This window comes from Yunchengibacter salinarum (assembly GCF_037658235.1).
GTDB lineage: Bacteria > Pseudomonadota > Alphaproteobacteria > Sphingomonadales > Kordiimonadaceae > Yunchengibacter > Yunchengibacter salinarum.
Window position 1 is genome coordinate 1 of record NZ_JBBJLN010000015.1, and the last position, 16,694, is coordinate 16,694.

Sequence of the window (16,694 nt, forward strand, 5' to 3'; positions counted from 1 at the left end):
GGGGATAAATTATCCCACCCGCGCCGGCGGGGCGCCCCAGTCAGGCCGTCGCCAGTCAATCCCTCCCACAACATTGCCAGTTGTGCCGAGGTCAGGCGCGCGGCACCGTCACCCGCCGAGGGCCACGGAAAGCGCCCACGTTCCAGAACCTTGTAATAGAGGCAAAAGCCCTGACCATCCCAGTAAAGCAGCTTGACCCGGTCGCCGCGACGGCCCCGGAAGACAAAGACCGCGCCGCTGGCCGGCTTTTGGCGCAAAACGTCCTGTGCAATCGCCGAGAGCCCTGCAATGCCCTTGCGCATATCGGTCACGCCACAGGCCAGATAGACCCGCACACCGGCACCAGGGGCGATCATGCCGCCTCCACCGCCCGGATCAGCCGCATCACCGCGGCCTCGTCCAGACCGCTATCGAACCGAAGGCACCGGCCTTTGGCCAGGCGCAGTTCAACCGATACCGAGGCTGCCGGGCATGGCGCCGCCGGAACGTTCTGAGCGGCCGGAGCCTCCCAAGGGGCCAGAGCGCACGGGGCGGCCGGGCCATTGATCGGCAGAAAAAGGGCCCCCTCTTCAGGGGACCACAGGCCTTTCCTCTTCAGCTCATGCCGCCAGGCGTAAATCTGTTGCCGGCTAACATCATGGCGCCGCGCCACCTGCGTGACCGTCGCCCCGTCAACCCCAACCGACGACACGATCGCCAGCTTGTCATCGTCACACCAGCGGCGTCGCCGCTCAATCCCAAGAACCTCGCCCCGCATACATCCTCCGCCTAAAACACGTCCTTTGCGACGTCGCTATCCACGTGTCTTAGCGGATCAAAACACCAATCAACAGGCGGTCCAAACCGCGCGGTTACGGATGTCGGCCTCGATCGCGTAGATCTCGGCGATGCGGCGGAGCCCCTCGGCGGCGATCTCGGACCCATCGCGGTCAAAGACCTCCTTCAGCTTGCGCCGGGCATGCGCCCAGCAATGGACCACGCGGATGGGGTCGCCGCCCTTGCGCGACGGGCGCGACAATCGGTTGTAGCCCTGATAGCCATCGAGCTGCAGCGTGCCGTCGAAGCCGCGAAGGACTATCTCGGCGTTTTTGCCACTGCGGCCAGAGGCATAGAAGAAGACCACCCCCGGCGGATCATTGCCGGGTCGTCCCAGGCCAGCACCCACAGATAGCCCGACTTCGTCTTTTCCCGTCCCGGTGTCAGTACAAGGAACGGCGTCTCGTCCATGGATAGCTTGAAGGAAGACTTCGGGACTAAGCCGCCTGCGGCTTCGCTAGAGCGTTTGCATTAGAAGCATTCAAGCGCGCGTAAATGCCTCGTCAAAATCAATATGCGGGAACCTCTCTTGCGCATCATCTGGCAGTTTAATGACGTTCTCGCGCAACAGAATAGTTATCGCGATAAATTGCCATTTCTTTTCTTTATCTGAAAATCCTTCATTAAATATTTTGTAAAAAAATTGTGAAGCTTGCCTTCCGACCGCAATTATAAAGTAGAGGTGATTGCCATATAAAAATTTGGCAAGATCACGATTATATTGCGGAATCAAACTTGGCCCCACGATATCCTTCTTTTCGACGGTCACGAGCTGACGTGCAAGATCGTGCCGTGAAACATGCGCTATGCCGTTCAGATCACCATAGATCGGGCCGAATTTCGAAGTAATGCCCTGAGCGATGTTGGGTGTGATACCTTCTTTTCGTCGGTCGTTTTTGTATTCGTCAATTGCGGCAATAGTTTCGAGTTGCTGTTTCAAAAGAGCGGCAGCTTGAGAATACAAACCCTCGGAAATGGATACCTCACAGACATCCACCCCTTGAAGAAATTGCGTTATAAGGCTCATCCGTCCTTCGACTGTTTTGGGTTGGGGCTCGAAGCGCCTTCCTGAAAGGCGGTCAATCATGGAATAAACGGCACTTAAGGCAAGTTCGTGCGCATTGATCAGATCTCCCGCATCCTTTTTCCAACGTAATCGGATCTTTTCTCGCTCGACCTTTTGGGCACTCAATAGTCTTACTGCAGGTGAAAAATCATCAGACATTGTGCTACCTTATATTTTAATTGCCCCAAAAATCAATCAAACGCTTGGATTTCCATCAACCTGTGTCGTATTGCTCTGAAAAGAGCAATAAAAAGAACAAATGGCAGGCGTGGCAAAGTCTACTTTATCGTAGAGTCATGCCCCAAACCGGCCGATCATGCGCCCTTTCTGCCGCGGACTGAGTCATTCTGCCGCAGCGGGCCGCGACACGGCAGGCGCCGTCACCCGGCGCCAGTCCAGACCGGCAAACAGCGCCTCGAACTGTGCCCGGTTCAGCCGGATCACGCCATCCCGGATCGCAGGCCAGGTGAAGGGCGTTTCCTCCAGGCGCTTGTAGGTCATCACCAGTCCGGTCCCGTCCCAGAACAGGATCTTCAACCGGTCGGCCCGCTTGGCGCGGAACACGAACACCGTGCCGGTGAAGGGGTCCGCCTTCAACGCCGACTGGACCAGCGCCGCCAGCCCGTCGTGCCCCTTGCGGAAGTCCACGGGCTGCGTCGCAACTATGATGCGGATCTTGTGCGCGGGCAACATCACAGGGGCGTCCCGAGCGCCCGGACGAGCTCGGCGATCCGCCCCGCGGGGGTGTCGGCGGCAAGGTGGATCGCCACGTCACCGACCGTGATCCGCACATCGTACCCGGCGGCGCCGCCCTCCGCTTCGGGCGCAGGCTCCGCCGCGTCGCAGAACATGAGCGGCGCGAACACCGCCTCTCCCTCGTCGCCCTCATCGGCCGGCAGGGCAAGGCCGCCGTCCTTCGCCATACGCCGCCAGGCCGACACCTGATTGGGCCGGATGCCGAACCGCGCCGCCACTGCCTTGACGGTGGCACCAGGCTGAAGGGTCTCCGCGACAATCTGCGCCTTCACCTCATCCGGCCAGCGCCGTTGACCGGACGCGTATACCTCTACCCCCAGCGATCTGAGAAACGCATTTGTAGCACACATTGCGAAACGCACTCCTTGCCTGACAACAGGAACGGACTCGCATCACCCAAAACAAAATGAAAGGTGGGGGCCAGCTGGCGCTTACAAACAGTCAGAGGTCGTGGTATATCCCATAATTTATGGCACTAATTACGGAAATCAGCTATAAACCATGGCTGTCTGGTCCTGCTCAATCATGCCGCCCATTCGGCCGACAAGGCTTCGGCTTGTCGAAGCACCGTTTGCACCGCGGCGTCCTGTAAGTCCGGTGGGTAACCATATTTGCGAAGGATCCGCTTAACGAGAATACGCATTCTAGCGCGGGCGGCGTGGCGGTGTTGCCAGTCGACGGAGACGCTGGATTTCAGGTTGTTCAGCAATTCCTGCGCGATCACCCGAAGCTGGGCATTGCCCATCACATCCACCGCGCTTTCATTGTCCGCCAGCGCGGCATAAAAGGCTCGCTCCTCCCGTGATAGTCCGTCTTCTTCGCCCCGCTCACGGGCGACGCGGATGTCTTTCGCCAGTTGGATCATCTCTTGTATCACCTCCGCCCCCGTAATGGCGTTGGCGTGATAGCGGGCGATGGCATCTTCCAATCGTTCGGAAAAGGCGCGGGTCTCCACGACATTGACCCGGCTCTGGGAACGGATCTCCCCGTTGATCAACTTACGCAATGCCTCCAACGCCAGATTCTTTTTCTGCATGCCCTGCACTTCGGCGAGAAATTCATCGGACAGGATGGAAATATCCGGCGTTTTCAGCCCCGCAGCTTTCAGGATATCCACAATCTCCGTTGAGACCACGGCGCGGCTGACAATCTGCTGCACGGCCAGGTCACGCTCAACAGAGGACGCGCCAGCACCGCCGCTCTTGGTCTTCGCCAAGGCCGCGCGGACGGTCTGGAAAAAGCCGACCTCGTCTCGTATGCCGCGCGCCTCGTCGCTGGCGGCCGCCAGCGCATAAGCCTTGGAGAGAGCCAGCACCGCATCCCCAAAGCGGCAGTGGGCACGTTTCTTCCCCTCCGGGCTGCTTTCCCTGGCCGCGTCCCGCTGCTGCATTGTCAGCACCCATTCCATGGCCCCGGCCAGGATGGCGAGGCGCTGCTGCGGGGTGCCGGTTATCGCCGGGCTGTAATCGAACCCGTGGAACATATCCCGCACGATCTCGTATTTTTCCTGCAAGACGGCGACGGCCTCCGCCTCGTCTATGCCGGTATGCTTACGGTCCTGATCCGAATAGTCGCCCAGCGCGCTTTTCAGGTTCTGGGCAATGCCGATATAATCCACGATCAGGCCAGCGGGCTTGTCCCGGAATACCCGGTTCACGCGGGCGATGGCCTGCATAAGGCCGTGGCCCTGCATGGGCTTGTCCACATACATGGTGTGCATGCAGGGGGCATCGAAACCGGTCAGCCACATGTCCCGCACAATGACCAGCTTGAGCGGATCATCCGGGTCCCTGGCGCGCTTGGCCAGCAGATCGCGATGCGCCTTGTTACCGATGTGCGGCTGCCACGCTTCCGGGTCGGAGGCAGCACCCGTCATCACGACCTTGACCGCGCCCTCTTCGTCATCGTCGCTGTGCCAGTCTGGCCGCAGGCGGATAATGGCGTAATAGAGCGCCACGCAAATCCGACGGCTCATGCAAACCACCATGGCCTTGCCGCCATTCATGCCCACAAGGCGGTCTTCAAAATGACGGATCAAGTCGTCCGCCACCAGAGAGACCCGCTCATCCGCGCCCACCACGGCTTCAATCGTGGTCCATTTACGCTTCAGCTTTTCCTGCTCGTCCTCGGCCTCTTCCTCCGTCAGTCCGGCGACCTGTTGATCAATCTGCGCGGCGGCTTCGTCGTCCAGCTCGATACGGGCCAGGCGGCTTTCATAATAGATGGGGACGGTGGCCCCATCCTCCACACCGCGATTGATGTCATAAACATCGATATAATGGCCAAACACCGCGGGGGTGTTCACGTCCGTCTGCTCGATCGGGGTGCCGGTAAAACCGATGAAGGACGCGTGGGGCAATGCATCCCGCAGATGCTTGGCAAAACCGTATGAAACCGCCCCCGTGTCTTGTGCCACCTTGGCGCGGAATCCGTATTGGCTGCGGTGGGCCTCGTCAGCAATGACCACCACATTGCGCCGCTCGGTGAGCGTGGGATAGCTGCTCTCCCCCTGCTCCGGTGCGAATTTTTGAATGGTGGTGAAAACCACCCCGCCGGAAGGGCGCGCCAGCAATGTCTGCAATTCTTCCCGGCTATTGGCCTGTTGCGGGGTCTGGCGCAACAGATCGCGGCACATGGCAAAAGTGCCGAAAAGCTGATCATCCAGATCGTTGCGGTCGGTCAGAACCACCAACGTCGGGTTCTCCATGGCCGCATGGGCGATGATCTGCCCGGCGTAAAAGGCCATCAGAAGGCTTTTGCCGGACCCCTGTGTGTGCCAGATCACGCCGATGCGTCGGTCCCCTTCGGGGCTGGCGGCCTTGACCGTGCTGTCCACCGCGTGGCGCACCGCGTGATACTGGTGATAACCCGCCACGATCTTTGCAAGGCCCGACCCCGTATCCCCGAAAACCGTAAAATCCCGGATCAGGTCGAGGAGCCGTCTCTGGTGAAACACCCCGGCAATCAGGGTATCCAGTTCGGGCGCGCCCTTGGGGGCGACCTCGGCTCCATCCACCGTGCGCCAGGGCATAAAACGTTCCCGGTCAGCGGTCAGGGACCCGATGCGCGCCTGCAACCCATCCGAAATCACCAGCACCCCATTGCTTCGAAACAGGGAAGGGATCTGCGCTTTATAGGTCTGAAGCTGGTTGAAGGCCCCGTCCAGCGTGGCGTTTTCATCGCCCGGGTTTTTCAGTTCCACCACCGCCACAGGAAGGCCATTCAGAAACACCACCACATCCGGCCGCCGGGTATGCTGCCCCTCGACCACCGTAAACTGGTTGACGGCCAGCCAGTCATTCCTGCCCGGATCATCATAATCAACCAGATGGGCCACATCCCCGCCCAGGCTGCCATCATCGCGGGTGATATCCACCGGCACCCCATCCACCATGAAGCCGTGGAGGCGTCGGTTTTCGTCGATCAAGGCGGGCTTTTCCACCGCCTGAATCTTGCGTAGCACGTCATCCAGCGTGTCGCGCGGCAGATGGGGGTTCAGCCGTTCAAGCGCGGCACGCAGACGGTCCGGCAACAGTACCTGCCCATAGCTGCTCCGCTCCGCCGCCACCCCATCCGGCCCGATATCCGGCCCATGAGCAACCGCATAGCCAAGCCCCGAAAGCCATTCGAGCGCAGCTTCTTCAACATGGCTTTCGGCGAAGCGGCTCATGTCTTGCTGTCCCCCGCATCAGGAGTATGAGTGTCTTCGCCAAAATATGATTCAATCAAGTCAGGGATTTCGCTTATACCTCCCGTCAGTGCAGCAGCTCCAAGCTTTATAGCTTTCTTACCTGCCTCATTTCCGGCTGACTTTACAAACTCTCGCAGGAATGTCTTGAGCAGGCCTTCTTTGTCCCCACTCTTGAGGTCCCGCTCGTGTTTTTTAAGCACCTTTTCGAAAGCCTTACGCTCACGATCGCCCATCACTTCGGTAACGAGTGCTAAAAACTTGTCGCCGGAAAGACTGATAATCGAGCGGTCGAACGAAGAGTCCACAATCCCAAAATCTGCCTGGACGATGCTCTTGGCATATTCACGCAAATACCCGTCTTCGATTTGAACTCTTACTTTGTTGTGCTCAATATCCTTTTCGCCCTTGTCCAGTATCTCGTGAAGGCGCCGGTTGACGGATTCTTGATCACCGGCGTTGCGAAATGACAGCTCATCGAGCATTGAACGAATGCGGCCTCGCTTAGCCCTCAGTGCCTGTGCCAATGCAAAAGCCGGTGGGGGTGCATCTCCCGACCAATCACTGACATGGGCGAGCAACAGCCGCAGTACCAACAGGTCGATTTCACGCTTGGGCAGGCTCGTAAACCCATCAGCCAGGTAGGCTTCAAGAAACTCTTGTGCGAAAGCGTTATGATCGAGATTACGTAAAAAACTCATTGGCGCTCTCCTGCCAGACTTGCAAGAGCCGCTTTCAACACCTGAAAACAGACCTTGGCCGTGTGTTCATCGGGCGTGAAGCCCGAAACCAACTGCTGGTATGGATGAATGTAGTTTCTGAAATCACGCAGGCCGTGGCTGAACTTCTTCACGTCCAGCTTCAGCAACTGGACATCACAGGCAACATCAATAAACTGCGCGAGGCTCCATTCGTGAAGCGGTCTCACTTTGCCGTGTGAGTCCGTGGCGCTAGCGGGAGACCGATTGAATCTCTCGGGGTTTTTCTGGGCGACGCCGAGCAAGACGCCTTCAAGCACGCTGCCGCAGAGAAAGATCACGGACAGATAAGCCTTCGCCCCGAGCGCAGCACGGGCCTCGTTTAGTCGCGCCTCGATGATCATTGCCACTTGCGGCTCGACAGGCAGTTTGTGAATATTTGGAATCGTGAATTCCTTGTCGAGGAAGCTCTCGACGGTCTCGCTCGTCGCGGCTGATGCCTTGCCAGACATCCGCGAGACAACCGAACGACATTTTTCCAGCACACCGGCATCGACCTCACGACCATTCAAGTCGCAATCGGCTTCGTAGGAATCGAGCATCTCGGAGAGCACCTGACCGACGAGGGCATCCGGTTCTTGCTCCCAGAACGCCCGCATCTTCTTCGCCTTCGACGTGCCGTAGGTCTGATACTTTCGCCCGTGGATATCGATCTTGTGGCGCTTGAAAAACTCGCCAAAGGTGGCATCGCTGTAGTCCAGAACGTAACCGCTCTGCATACCAAGCAGTTTTTCAAGGTAGCGCTTTTGGATATCTGTGAGGGTGCTCATACAGCCTCACCTTCTTGGGCATCGATTCTCGCCGAAGGTATTTCGGTGTTATTTCTCTTTAAGTCGTGGAGAACCGTAATCGGATCCCATTCCGTCGGCGGTGCTTTCACGAGGCTGTAGCAGCTTCGCAGATCGTCTGCGATTTGCGCTGCGTCGTGAGCAATCTCCAAGAAGTGTTCATCACGGGTATGACATGCGGCACCTCCATCGGCCATTCGCCAAATGAAACTGACAGCCGCACGCGCTTCCGCGTCCCTCTGGGGAATTTCAAGTATGCGTTGAGCTACTGCCGGCGACACCGAGGTCCAATCGACGTCGTCCGGTATCTGGAATTTTCCCGGAAGATCGAAATTATCGTCGGGATTGTTGTTATGGTCAGAGAAAGGTGAGTCACTCTCCAATTCTGCAGCGCAGGTTCCGACATAGGCGTCAAGCGCGATGACGGCGCGGATCGCAAGGTAGTTCGCACGACGCTTAGTTGCGCATCGCTGACGGATGAATTCGCCTAACCAAGTCAGCACGACGCCAACGACGACGCCGAAGATTGCAAACATGCCTTCATTGGCAAAAAAATCACTCATGCAACCGCCTCCACGGCTTTCTCGGCGTCGCGTAGGCGGATTTCGCCAGACATGAGCTTCGGGAGGAGGAGGTCACGGGTCTCGGCTAGAATCCCCATTTCTCGAAGATTTGCGGCTCGGAGCTTCCAGAGCGGGCCCGCCAAATCATCAAACGCAGAAATCAATTCGGAAGACGGCTTTGGGAACTCAAGCCGATAAGCATTACCCCGATTCAGGCCGGGGACAGCGGCATCCGTGTTCATGTCGCTTAGAGGCTGAGCCCCAAGAAGGTGATAATTGAATAGCAAGGAGCCAATGCGAGGAACGACATAGAACACGGTGTCTATCGGGAACACGGGGCGGTCCTCCCAATAGAGGCTCCCAACAGTTCCTTTTCGTCCAACAATGACCGCTGGCCCTTCGATGAGCGCAGTGTCATGCGTTCCTGCTAAACCGCCAGAGCCATAAACGGCTACGTTTCCAGGCGTTCGTTGTTTCGCGGGAAGGGATTTACCGTAAATTAGTTCGAGGAAGTCCTCCAGCTTATAGACTGTCCATCCAACGGGTGTGTCTCCATCGTCGAGGGCGTCGGGGAACAGGTTCCAGATCTCGGGGGCAAGGTAGGGGGCGCGGCCTTCGGCCTTGGCGCGGGTGGGGCCGAAATCGACGAACCAGTCCTTGAAGATCGCCCGCGCCATCGCCTCCAGCGTCTCGTTCATCCGCCGATTAAGCTCGATCTTGTCGTCGAGGGTCGCAAGAGTTGATCCAATATTTTCTCGAATACATGGATTAAGCTCTGGAATCTCGAAGTCTGCAAGGGATTGCCAGTTGACGCGCTGTCGGCCAGACGTGCCCGTCATTTGTTGGATCGCAAATGAGCGAAATCTTGGGAGACGAGATAGGTAATAAACAAAATCCTCGTCAGACTTGCGACATGGCCTCATCACGATGAACTCTGTGGAGCCATGGCCCAGTCCATCACCTGGGAGGTTTCGGACCAACCCACCCTTCCCGTTCTCAAGACAAGGCGTGATACGAGCCAAAAGGGTGTCACCATTACGGAACTTGCTGCCGGAACCGCCAGCGGCTCGATATTCGTAGCCCGGTATCTCTCGCTCGGAGAGTGGTAACAGCGCCATTTCAATGAATGGGTACGATCCGCTCTTCGTCAGCCGAGTTGAAGGATTGAACTCAAGGAGTTCCGTAATTCTCATAGTTTAACACCCTCCAACTTCGTCTGGATAAGAGCAGTCAGCTCCTCAGCCTCGGCGAACTGCTCCGCCAGCGTCTCCTTCAATTCCGCGAACCGTTCCTCGAATGGAACGTCGTCTTCATCCGCCGCCACGGCGCCCACATAGCGGCCCGGTGTGAGGACGTGGTTGTGTTCGCGGATGTCATCCAGCGTCGCGGATTTGCAGAAGCCAGGACTGTCTTCATATGCGCCTGCGTCCGGCTCCCCGCGCCAGGCGTGATAGGTGCGGGTGATTTGGGCGATGTCCTCTTCGGACAGTTCCCGCCGGGTGCGGTCCACCAGGTGGCCCATGCTGCGGGCATCGATGAACAGCACTTCGCCGCGCCGATCCCGCAGGGTGGCGTTTTGTGTTCTGCCGTTGGATTTGTCCCGCGACAGGAACCACAGGCAGGCGGGAATCTGGGTTGAATAGAAAAGCTGCCCCGGCAGGGCGATCATGCAGTCCACCACGTCGCCCTCGACCATGGCGCGGCGGATCTCCCCCTCCCCCGACTGGGCGGAGGACATGGAGCCATTGGCCAGCACCACCCCGGCTGTGCCGGATGGGGCCAGATGGTGGTGGATATGCTGTAGCCAGGCATAGTTGGCATTGCCCGCCGGTGGCACGCCAAAGGCCCAGCGGGCGTCTTCCCGCAGCCGGTCCCCGCCCCAGTCGGACACATTGAAGGGTGGGTTTGCGAGGATGTAGTCTGCTTTCAGGTCCGCCAGTTCATCCTTGTGAAAGCTGCCGTCATTGTTCCAGCGAATGTCCGCATCAATACCGCGCACCGCCAGGTTCATCTTGGCAAGCCGCCAGGTGGTGTAGTTGCTTTCCTGCCCATAAATGGCGATGTCGCCCATGCGGCCGCCGTGTTCCTCGACGAATTTTTCGCTCTGCACGAACATGCCGCCGGAGCCGCAGCACGGATCATAGATGCGCCCCTTGTAGGGCTCCAGCATTTCCACCAGCAGGCGCACCACAGAGCGGGGCGTGTAGAACTCGCCGCCGCGTTTGCCCTCGGCCCCGGCAAAGCCGCCAAGGAAATATTCATAAACACGCCCCAGAATATCGCGGGAGCGGTCCGCCTCCTCCGCCATGGCGATACCACTGATCAGGTCGATCAATTCCCCCAGCATCACCTTGTTCAGGGCCGGGCGGGCGTACTCCTTTGGCAGAACCCCTTTCAGGCTTTCATTGTTCGCCTCGATCGCCAGCATGGCTTCGTCAATGGTCTTGCCAATGCCGGACTGCCGGGCGTTCTGCTGAAGGTGGGACCAGCGGGCTTCCCTTGGCACCCAGAAGACATTTTCGGCAAGATATTCCTCCGGATCTTCCGCATCCGCCAGATCATCCTGCAATAGCTCTGCGCGCTTGGCCTCGAACGCATCGGAAATGTATTTCAGGAAGATCAGACCAAGGGCGACATGCTTATAATCCGACGGCTCCATATTGCCGCGCAGCTTGTCCGCCGTGGCCCAGAGCTTGGCTTCAAACCCCAGATTGGCGCCGCCATTATTCTTATTCCTGGCCGCCTTGCCGGCTTTGGTCATGGTCGATTATCCTTCATCAAAAATGCGGTTCCGGGCGCCATACGCCACAAAATTCCAGGGTGGAGGTGATCGGACTTTCATTCTTTGCCAACAGCGAACAACGCCCCTCTCAGCCCCTGTGCAAGCAATGATGTCTGCATATTGTTAGCTTTGAAGTGTGCGCGCAAGAGTTGTTGACGGCGATAGCGCTGAAGGCACGTAGCTTGGCCCGTGATTGATGACCGCCAACCGCCCTGCCCCAAGGTTGAGGCGGTGATGATTCGCGGTCATGGCGGCCAAAGAGCCGGTAGCGGGTTTTGGTCCATCTGTCAGGTGGTAGCATGTGATATCGCGTTGTGGCTTGTGGACTCAGGCCGCTGAGAATGTCTGGATTTTCGGGCATTGCCAAACAGAGAATGGCCTTCCGGCAACGACGGGAGGCGATCATGTTCAGGCTGAGCGAAGAGGACGAACGCCGCGTAAAGATGGGGCGGCTCCTGGAGTGGGAGGAGCGCGAGCTTCTCAAGATCATCAGCATGAAGGGACCGATGGCCCGCTACGTTCGGGCGCTCACGAAGCCGGGATACCGGCCCTCCCGCGTCTTTTACCCGAAGTCCGAGCGCCCACGCGGTGCGAGCGGCGCTCAAACCCTACACTTTCAGGCAAAAACGGCAGTAAGGCGGCACCAGAAACGGGTTCCCAAGGGGCGAACCTTCATGGTGCCCACAACACGCAAATATGCGCGCCCACAAGGCGCCAAAGGCCACAAGAACCTCCGTAGCAGCAGCGGTGATCCGCGCGTTTACAGCGTCCATAAAGGCAAAGAAATTCCGCCTGGCTTCATGGCCGTAGCGGCATCCGACATTCAAGGCCAAGTCAAAGGCGTGCGGCCGGGCCTGGTGGGCCGATTTGCGGCGGATTACCTGCTGCGGGCCGGTGCTGTCGAATATGTGGGTGGCTCACCTTCCATCGTTCACTCACCGGAGGCGGACACACGCCATCTTTGGTCGTCAATCGAAAGGAGGGAAAGCCGTCGCGATGCCCGCCTTCAACATCGCATTATCGCTGAATTACCCTATGAGCAGGAAATCGGGCCGGCAGGGCGGCTGGATATCATATCCAATTTCGTGAGGGTTTTCGCGGATGACGCGCTCCCCTTCCTTGCGGTCGTGCATCGCCCGGACCTGCAAGGCGACGCCCGCAACTATCACGCGCATATTGTGTGGCACGGGCGCCCCTATGAGGCGCTTCCCGATGGCGGGTTCCGATTTGCGGAAAAGAAAGTGGACTGGATCGAGCAACGCGACTTGATCATTCAATTGAAGACCCAATGGTGCCAATTGATCAACGAAGCCTACGAAAAAAAGAAAATCGATAGAAAATTTACGCCCCATGGGTTTCGGGAAATGGGATACGAAAAAGATCCGGACGTGCATCTGGGCACAGTCGCATCTGCCCTCTCCCGTAAAGCAGAAGATTTAGAGCCAAACCCAAACGCTCTCCCGAAACCACGTGATCACGCGGCATGGGAACTGGCGCACAACGCCATGCAAAATTTGCACTTAGGGGCCGAATTTGCATCCGCTTTTGCGCGATTCAAGAAACTCAAACAACAGGGGGAACAAAGAGCCACCGCCGAAGAAGCGCTGCTTGAAGATGCAATAAAATTCAAGCAAAAAAGCGAAGAAGACTTCCGATTAATTGAAATTCTTAATTACAGGCGAAATAAGATGTTTCAGATTATTTCCAATGATGTCAAACAGAGATTTCAAGACCATGAGATAAATCCATTTCCATCAGAAAGGGAGGCTTATCAGTTTACCCAGGGTTTGCGAGATAATATCGAAAAAGCGATTTTTGTTAGAAAAAGTTCTGATATATACTTGCATTATGTTAGTAAACACATTGATGAAGGAGCACACAGAGTAATCAATGAAATGAAGCGCCTTAAAAAAGAATACGATAACCGGGATTTCTATTGGCGTAATAATCTTGAATGTAATCTAAATCATGCCTTCCAAGACCCGGAAAGAATGCTTGGCCTCGACCCCCGGTACAACACGAGATTTACTCTGCGCGACCGCCTGACTGAACATGCGTGGCGAGAGCGGATGCTAAACCATCTCACGGAAACAGCGGCAGACCAAACAGCGGCCCAAAAGCGCTTTTTCAACGCGCTTTCCGAATACCACCATTGGTCCCGAACCAAGGCCATGATCGACAGCATATCAGCCAGAATTGAAGCTCTCAATCTGCCAGAAAACACGCCCAGGTCACAGCGTCGTCGAAGAGATACATCGTTCGGATTGTAGGCAAGGCATCGCTGCACGGGTGCATCCTTGGGCTTCTCCTTGCGAGCTCGACGATCCGCCCCGCGGGGGTCTCGGCGGCAAGGTGGATGGCCACGTCACCGACCGCGATCCGCACACCGCACCCGGCGGCGCCGCCCTCCGCTTCGGGCGCAGGCTCCGCCGCGTCGCAGACCATGAGCGGCGCGAACACCGCCTCTCCCTCGTCGCCCTCATCGGCCGGCAGAACAAGGCCGCCGTCCTTCGCCATACGCCGCCAAGCCGACACCTGGTTCGCCCGGATGCCGAACCGCGCCGCCACTGCCTTGACGGTGGCACCAGGCTGAAGGGTCTCCGGGACAATCTGCGCCTTCACCTCATCCGGCCAGTGCCGTTGACCGGACGCGTATACCTCTACCCCCAGCGATCTGAGAAACGCATTTGTAGCACACATTGCGAAACGCACTCCTTGCCTGACAACAGGAACGGACTCGCATCACCCAAAACAAAATGAAAGGTGGGGGCCTGTTCGCGCTTACTGATAAACGAGGTGATCAGCCTGTCTAATTCACGACGCATTGCTGGACTAAAAGTTCTTCGAGACCAAGAAAGAAAAAAGTAGCCGGGCCTATGCCTCAATTTCGACTTCGACTCCAATAGCATTGGCAATCTCGGCGTAAAGATCGACCTCGACGTTAGCGCGAAGGCTGACGATCAAAGAGTACCGAACGCGCCGGTCCGCGCGTTCCAGTTTTGGCTTCTCTCGCCACCACCCTCCAACCGGATAGACACCTATCGCATGGCGATTAGCAAGGTCAGTCGCTGTGCCTCTCCACACATCAGAATGAACCGAACCTCGATCACGAAGGCGAGGCCCGAGCACCCATCCGTCGTCATTCCCAGCGCCAGCCACGCGCTCATCCTCATCGCGTGCCGCTTTGTTCACTCTTCGACGGAATCGATCGAGACTTTCTTCCGGGCGCTTAACCGAAAATCGCAGCCCGTGACCGCTGTAGCTGTGGCGCTTCGTCCAACCCCGCTCGCCAGGATTAGGCTCCACAAAATAACTCAAGGTCGCTCTCATCTCGACCAGAGTTTCGCCAAGGGCGTTCAGCGCCTCCTCGGGCCATGGCAAATCATGCAGCATCATATCGCGGCTGCGTGTCCTTGACCCTTCAAGGAGAAACGGCTGCAAATCGGACTCAATCACCATGGTCACGTCACTGGTGAGGCTCCGGACCGCTTTCTCAAGGCTCGGTACACCATATCCATACCGACGCATAATCAGCCTTTGATGGGTCTTGTTTGGATTTTGGGGCAAATGCGCAAGCATAGCGGGCGTCCATTCTGCAGAATGGACGATAAGCCCCCGAACAGTCTCCGGCCAAAGATCAGGCTGATCCGCAAGGATTTGAGCTGCCATGCGCGCAGCTTGGGCAGTGGCAGCGCTCGTATCGCCCGTCACGGTAAAAGCGCGCTCTGCCGGACGATTGAAGGTGGTAAGCAGCGCCAGATCATCAACATGATCGCCAGCGCCCGTTTGCGGATCGACGCCGTAGTTTCCACCCTCAAAAACTACATCCGGCTTTATTGGCCAATCGTGGTTCCAGTTCACTGATGTGCGGCTGCAAGGAGACAAGTCTCCCGCCGTTGCCATAGCCTCCCAACCCTGAAAATCCGGATGTGTAATCGTGACCTTTTCAGTTACTCCGCCGACAGTAAGTGCATTCCAAGCTTGTGCGGGGCTCTCAATTACTGCCGTGTCGTTATTATCCAGATATTCTACAGCAGGATAGAAGGTTCGAATGTTACCAGCGGAGATCATGATAAGCCGCTGATCTTCTCCGTCTCCATAGGCGAGGTCATCCACCTTTGCGGACCAGGAAGACGGTCTGCCCCGCCAATGATCACCTTCGCTGGTAACGGCGAGACAATAGGCACGAGGCCGTTCGGGCGCCTGAACTTCAATGCGCCCCATAGCAGTGGCCGTGATATAGCCATAGAGATCGGGGTCATTGGCACCATGGTCCGGGAGAATCTTGACGGATTCGAGCCTGTGACGAAGCTCGACCGGCCCATGCTCCACGAGCGGTTCTGTCAAGTCGCCGTATAGCGCTACGCCACTCATTTGAGTGCCGTGCCCGAGCCACTGGACGCCGACATCTTCAACGTTCCAGTCAGCATCCCAGGCCTGTTGATCTTCTTCGGCGAGAGCGGGAGTTATGAGCGGATGACGACGTGTGGTCCCGCTATCCAGCAGGCATACCGCAGGAGCATCGCCGCCCGGCGCAACAATTCGATCAGCAAGCTCTTGTGACCATTCAAGTTGTCCAGCCCCATCCATCTCCATAAAGAAGGATGGGGTATCCCGTGCCATTCGAAGTTCGGCTATCGCATCGGTATTGGCGATAATTAGCCCAATAGTTTCAGGAGCAGCACGCAGGAGGACCACTTCCCGTTCGGGAAAGGTCACAGAATGTTCTTTTGTCGCCACTTCGAGCTGTTGCGCAGCATGTTCCAGAATGGGGCGACCATCATGTCTCAGCCATACTTCCCACCAGACTTCCTGCCCCGCCGCCGGGAATAGCTGTAAATCATCGGTATAAAGTGACTCCGCCTCCGCAATCCTTGCCGTTTCCAGTGATGCGACTAACGCTTGATTCTTTGGTCGGCGGGATTTCACCATACGATTTCCGGCTTCATCCAGGACGAAATTGCCTGCATCGTCTTTTTCGTACCGGACGTTGTCTTCTTCACCGTAGGCGCGCACCTTGCGCAGATAATGCTCCCGCCTCGATTCAGGGACGAAGACAGTTGCTTTGATGCGATCTGGATCTTCAGCCGATGGACGCGCGGCCACCAGCTCGATGTGCTCTCTTCCTTGCTTGTTCTCGAGCTTGTCCAGCACTGACTGCTGAGACTGCGGGAGTTCAAACTCAAGATAGAAGCCCGGCGTGCCACCACTGATGTCAGGATCACGATTGGCGATCCGTTCCTGAGCTGCTTCAACAGCCTCTGTCAGCATTTGATCAAGCCGTCGGGCGTGCTGCTCGCGGTTTCGCTGTGGGATTGTTCCGCTACCGCCGCCACCTTGCGGCGACGTGAAATCTTCTCTTTCGCCGTGAGCGGGAAGATAAATATGCGGCAATTGGCGCTGTTGGTCTTCAGCCATTCGCAGTGCCTCCGCTTAACACTCAGTAGAGGCCTTGCGCTCCGCTATCGCTCCCAATA

General features: G+C 57.4%; 13 protein-coding genes and 2 pseudogenes. 1 reads left to right on the forward strand and 14 read right to left on the reverse strand.

From position 1 onward, the window contains the following. Positions 1 to 9 precede the first annotated feature (9 nt). The 12 genes and pseudogenes from tnpB (WGH93_RS12600) to WGH93_RS12660 all read right to left on the reverse strand — a co-directional run bounded on the left by tnpB (WGH93_RS12600) (position 10) and on the right by WGH93_RS12660 (position 11,196). Positions 10 to 356: pseudogene (tnpB, locus tag WGH93_RS12600) on the reverse strand (IS66 family insertion sequence element accessory protein TnpB). Next, positions 353 to 757: an IS66-like element accessory protein TnpA gene (tnpA, locus tag WGH93_RS12605; RefSeq protein WP_374765246.1), complete on the reverse strand. Its 405-nt coding sequence runs from the start codon at positions 755 to 757 to the stop codon at positions 353 to 355. Before tnpA (WGH93_RS12605) ends, tnpB (WGH93_RS12600) begins: the two are co-directional and overlap by 4 nt. 96 nt (positions 758 to 853) lie before the next feature. After that, positions 854 to 1,248, reverse strand: a pseudogene (locus tag WGH93_RS12610) (IS66 family transposase); the annotation flags it as partial. 49 nt (positions 1,249 to 1,297) lie between these two features. Then, complete coding sequence (locus WGH93_RS12620; RefSeq protein WP_374765249.1) at positions 1,298 to 2,041, reverse strand: hypothetical protein; 744 nt, start codon at positions 2,039 to 2,041, stop codon at positions 1,298 to 1,300. A 183-nt stretch (positions 2,042 to 2,224) separates the two neighbouring features. Next, positions 2,225 to 2,575: an IS66 family insertion sequence element accessory protein TnpB gene (gene tnpB, locus WGH93_RS12625; RefSeq protein WP_374765250.1), complete on the reverse strand. Its 351-nt coding sequence runs from the start codon at positions 2,573 to 2,575 to the stop codon at positions 2,225 to 2,227. Then, on the reverse strand, positions 2,575 to 2,988 hold the full coding sequence (tnpA, locus tag WGH93_RS12630; RefSeq protein ID WP_374765251.1) for an IS66-like element accessory protein TnpA: 414 nt from the start codon (positions 2,986 to 2,988) through the stop codon (positions 2,575 to 2,577). The genes tnpB (WGH93_RS12625) and tnpA (WGH93_RS12630) overlap by 1 nt, the downstream gene beginning before the upstream one ends. Positions 2,989 to 3,161: 173 nt before the next feature. Then, positions 3,162 to 6,308 (reverse strand): type I restriction endonuclease subunit R, encoded by a 3,147-nt coding sequence (locus WGH93_RS12635; protein WP_374765252.1) that lies wholly within the window; start codon positions 6,306 to 6,308, stop codon positions 3,162 to 3,164. Next, the gene (locus WGH93_RS12640) at positions 6,305 to 7,027 is read right to left on the reverse strand and encodes a hypothetical protein (RefSeq protein ID WP_374765253.1); all 723 of its coding nucleotides are present in this window, start codon (positions 7,025 to 7,027) and stop codon (positions 6,305 to 6,307) included. Before WGH93_RS12640 ends, WGH93_RS12635 begins: the two co-directional genes overlap by 4 nt. Beyond that, entirely contained in the window at positions 7,024 to 7,854 is an 831-nt protein-coding gene (locus WGH93_RS12645; protein ID WP_374765254.1) for a hypothetical protein, read from the reverse strand. Before WGH93_RS12645 ends, WGH93_RS12640 begins: the two co-directional genes overlap by 4 nt. Continuing rightward, a complete protein-coding gene (locus WGH93_RS12650; protein ID WP_374765255.1) occupies positions 7,851 to 8,435 on the reverse strand; it encodes a hypothetical protein in 585 nt (194 codons plus the stop codon). The genes WGH93_RS12645 and WGH93_RS12650 overlap by 4 nt, the downstream gene beginning before the upstream one ends. Then, on the reverse strand, positions 8,432 to 9,628 hold the full coding sequence (locus tag WGH93_RS12655; RefSeq protein ID WP_374765256.1) for a restriction endonuclease subunit S: 1,197 nt from the start codon (positions 9,626 to 9,628) through the stop codon (positions 8,432 to 8,434). The genes WGH93_RS12650 and WGH93_RS12655 overlap by 4 nt, the downstream gene beginning before the upstream one ends. Continuing rightward, positions 9,625 to 11,196, reverse strand: a complete 1,572-nt coding sequence (locus WGH93_RS12660; protein WP_374765257.1) for a class I SAM-dependent DNA methyltransferase — start codon at positions 11,194 to 11,196, stop codon at positions 9,625 to 9,627. The genes WGH93_RS12655 and WGH93_RS12660 overlap by 4 nt, the downstream gene beginning before the upstream one ends. Positions 11,197 to 11,621: 425 nt before the next feature. Between WGH93_RS12660 and WGH93_RS12665 the strand changes: the two genes are divergently transcribed. Next, on the forward strand, positions 11,622 to 13,487 hold the full coding sequence (locus WGH93_RS12665; protein WP_374765258.1) for a MobA/MobL family protein: 1,866 nt from the start codon (positions 11,622 to 11,624) through the stop codon (positions 13,485 to 13,487). On the opposite strand, the gene WGH93_RS12670 is transcribed toward WGH93_RS12665, so the two are convergent. Continuing rightward, complete coding sequence (locus WGH93_RS12670; RefSeq protein ID WP_374765259.1) at positions 13,423 to 13,917, reverse strand: transposase; 495 nt, start codon at positions 13,915 to 13,917, stop codon at positions 13,423 to 13,425. The genes WGH93_RS12665 and WGH93_RS12670 overlap by 65 nt on opposite strands. Positions 13,918 to 14,091: 174 nt before the next feature. Continuing rightward, positions 14,092 to 16,635 carry a S8 family peptidase gene (locus tag WGH93_RS12675; protein ID WP_374765260.1) on the reverse strand — a complete coding sequence of 848 codons (2,544 nt, stop codon included), beginning with the start codon at positions 16,633 to 16,635 and terminating at the stop codon, positions 14,092 to 14,094. Positions 16,636 to 16,694 lie beyond the last annotated feature (59 nt).

Bases quoted from the DNA above. Each gene is read 5' to 3' on its own strand.
- WGH93_RS12650 (WP_374765255.1), bottom strand. From the start codon at position 8,435: ATGAGTGATTTTTTTGCCAATGAAGGCATGTTTGCAATCTTCGGCGTC.
- WGH93_RS12660 (WP_374765257.1), bottom strand. From the start codon at position 11,196: ATGACCAAAGCCGGCAAGGCGGCCAGGAATAAGAATAATGGCGGCGCC.
- WGH93_RS12675 (WP_374765260.1), bottom strand. From the start codon at position 16,635: ATGGCTGAAGACCAACAGCGCCAATTGCCGCATATTTATCTTCCCGCT.
- WGH93_RS12665 (WP_374765258.1), top strand. From the start codon at position 11,622: ATGTTCAGGCTGAGCGAAGAGGACGAACGCCGCGTAAAGATGGGGCGG.
- WGH93_RS12670 (WP_374765259.1), bottom strand. From the start codon at position 13,917: ATGTGTGCTACAAATGCGTTTCTCAGATCGCTGGGGGTAGAGGTATAC.
- WGH93_RS12620 (WP_374765249.1), bottom strand. From the start codon at position 2,041: ATGTCTGATGATTTTTCACCTGCAGTAAGACTATTGAGTGCCCAAAAG.
- WGH93_RS12640 (WP_374765253.1), bottom strand. From the start codon at position 7,027: ATGAGTTTTTTACGTAATCTCGATCATAACGCTTTCGCACAAGAGTTT.
- WGH93_RS12655 (WP_374765256.1), bottom strand. From the start codon at position 9,628: ATGAGAATTACGGAACTCCTTGAGTTCAATCCTTCAACTCGGCTGACG.
- WGH93_RS12635 (WP_374765252.1), bottom strand. From the start codon at position 6,308: ATGAGCCGCTTCGCCGAAAGCCATGTTGAAGAAGCTGCGCTCGAATGG.
- tnpA (WP_374765246.1), bottom strand. From the start codon at position 757: ATGCGGGGCGAGGTTCTTGGGATTGAGCGGCGACGCCGCTGGTGTGAC.
- WGH93_RS12645 (WP_374765254.1), bottom strand. From the start codon at position 7,854: ATGAGCACCCTCACAGATATCCAAAAGCGCTACCTTGAAAAACTGCTT.
- tnpB (WP_374765250.1), bottom strand. From the start codon at position 2,575: ATGTTGCCCGCGCACAAGATCCGCATCATAGTTGCGACGCAGCCCGTG.
- tnpA (WP_374765251.1), bottom strand. From the start codon at position 2,988: ATGTGTGCTACAAATGCGTTTCTCAGATCGCTGGGGGTAGAGGTATAC.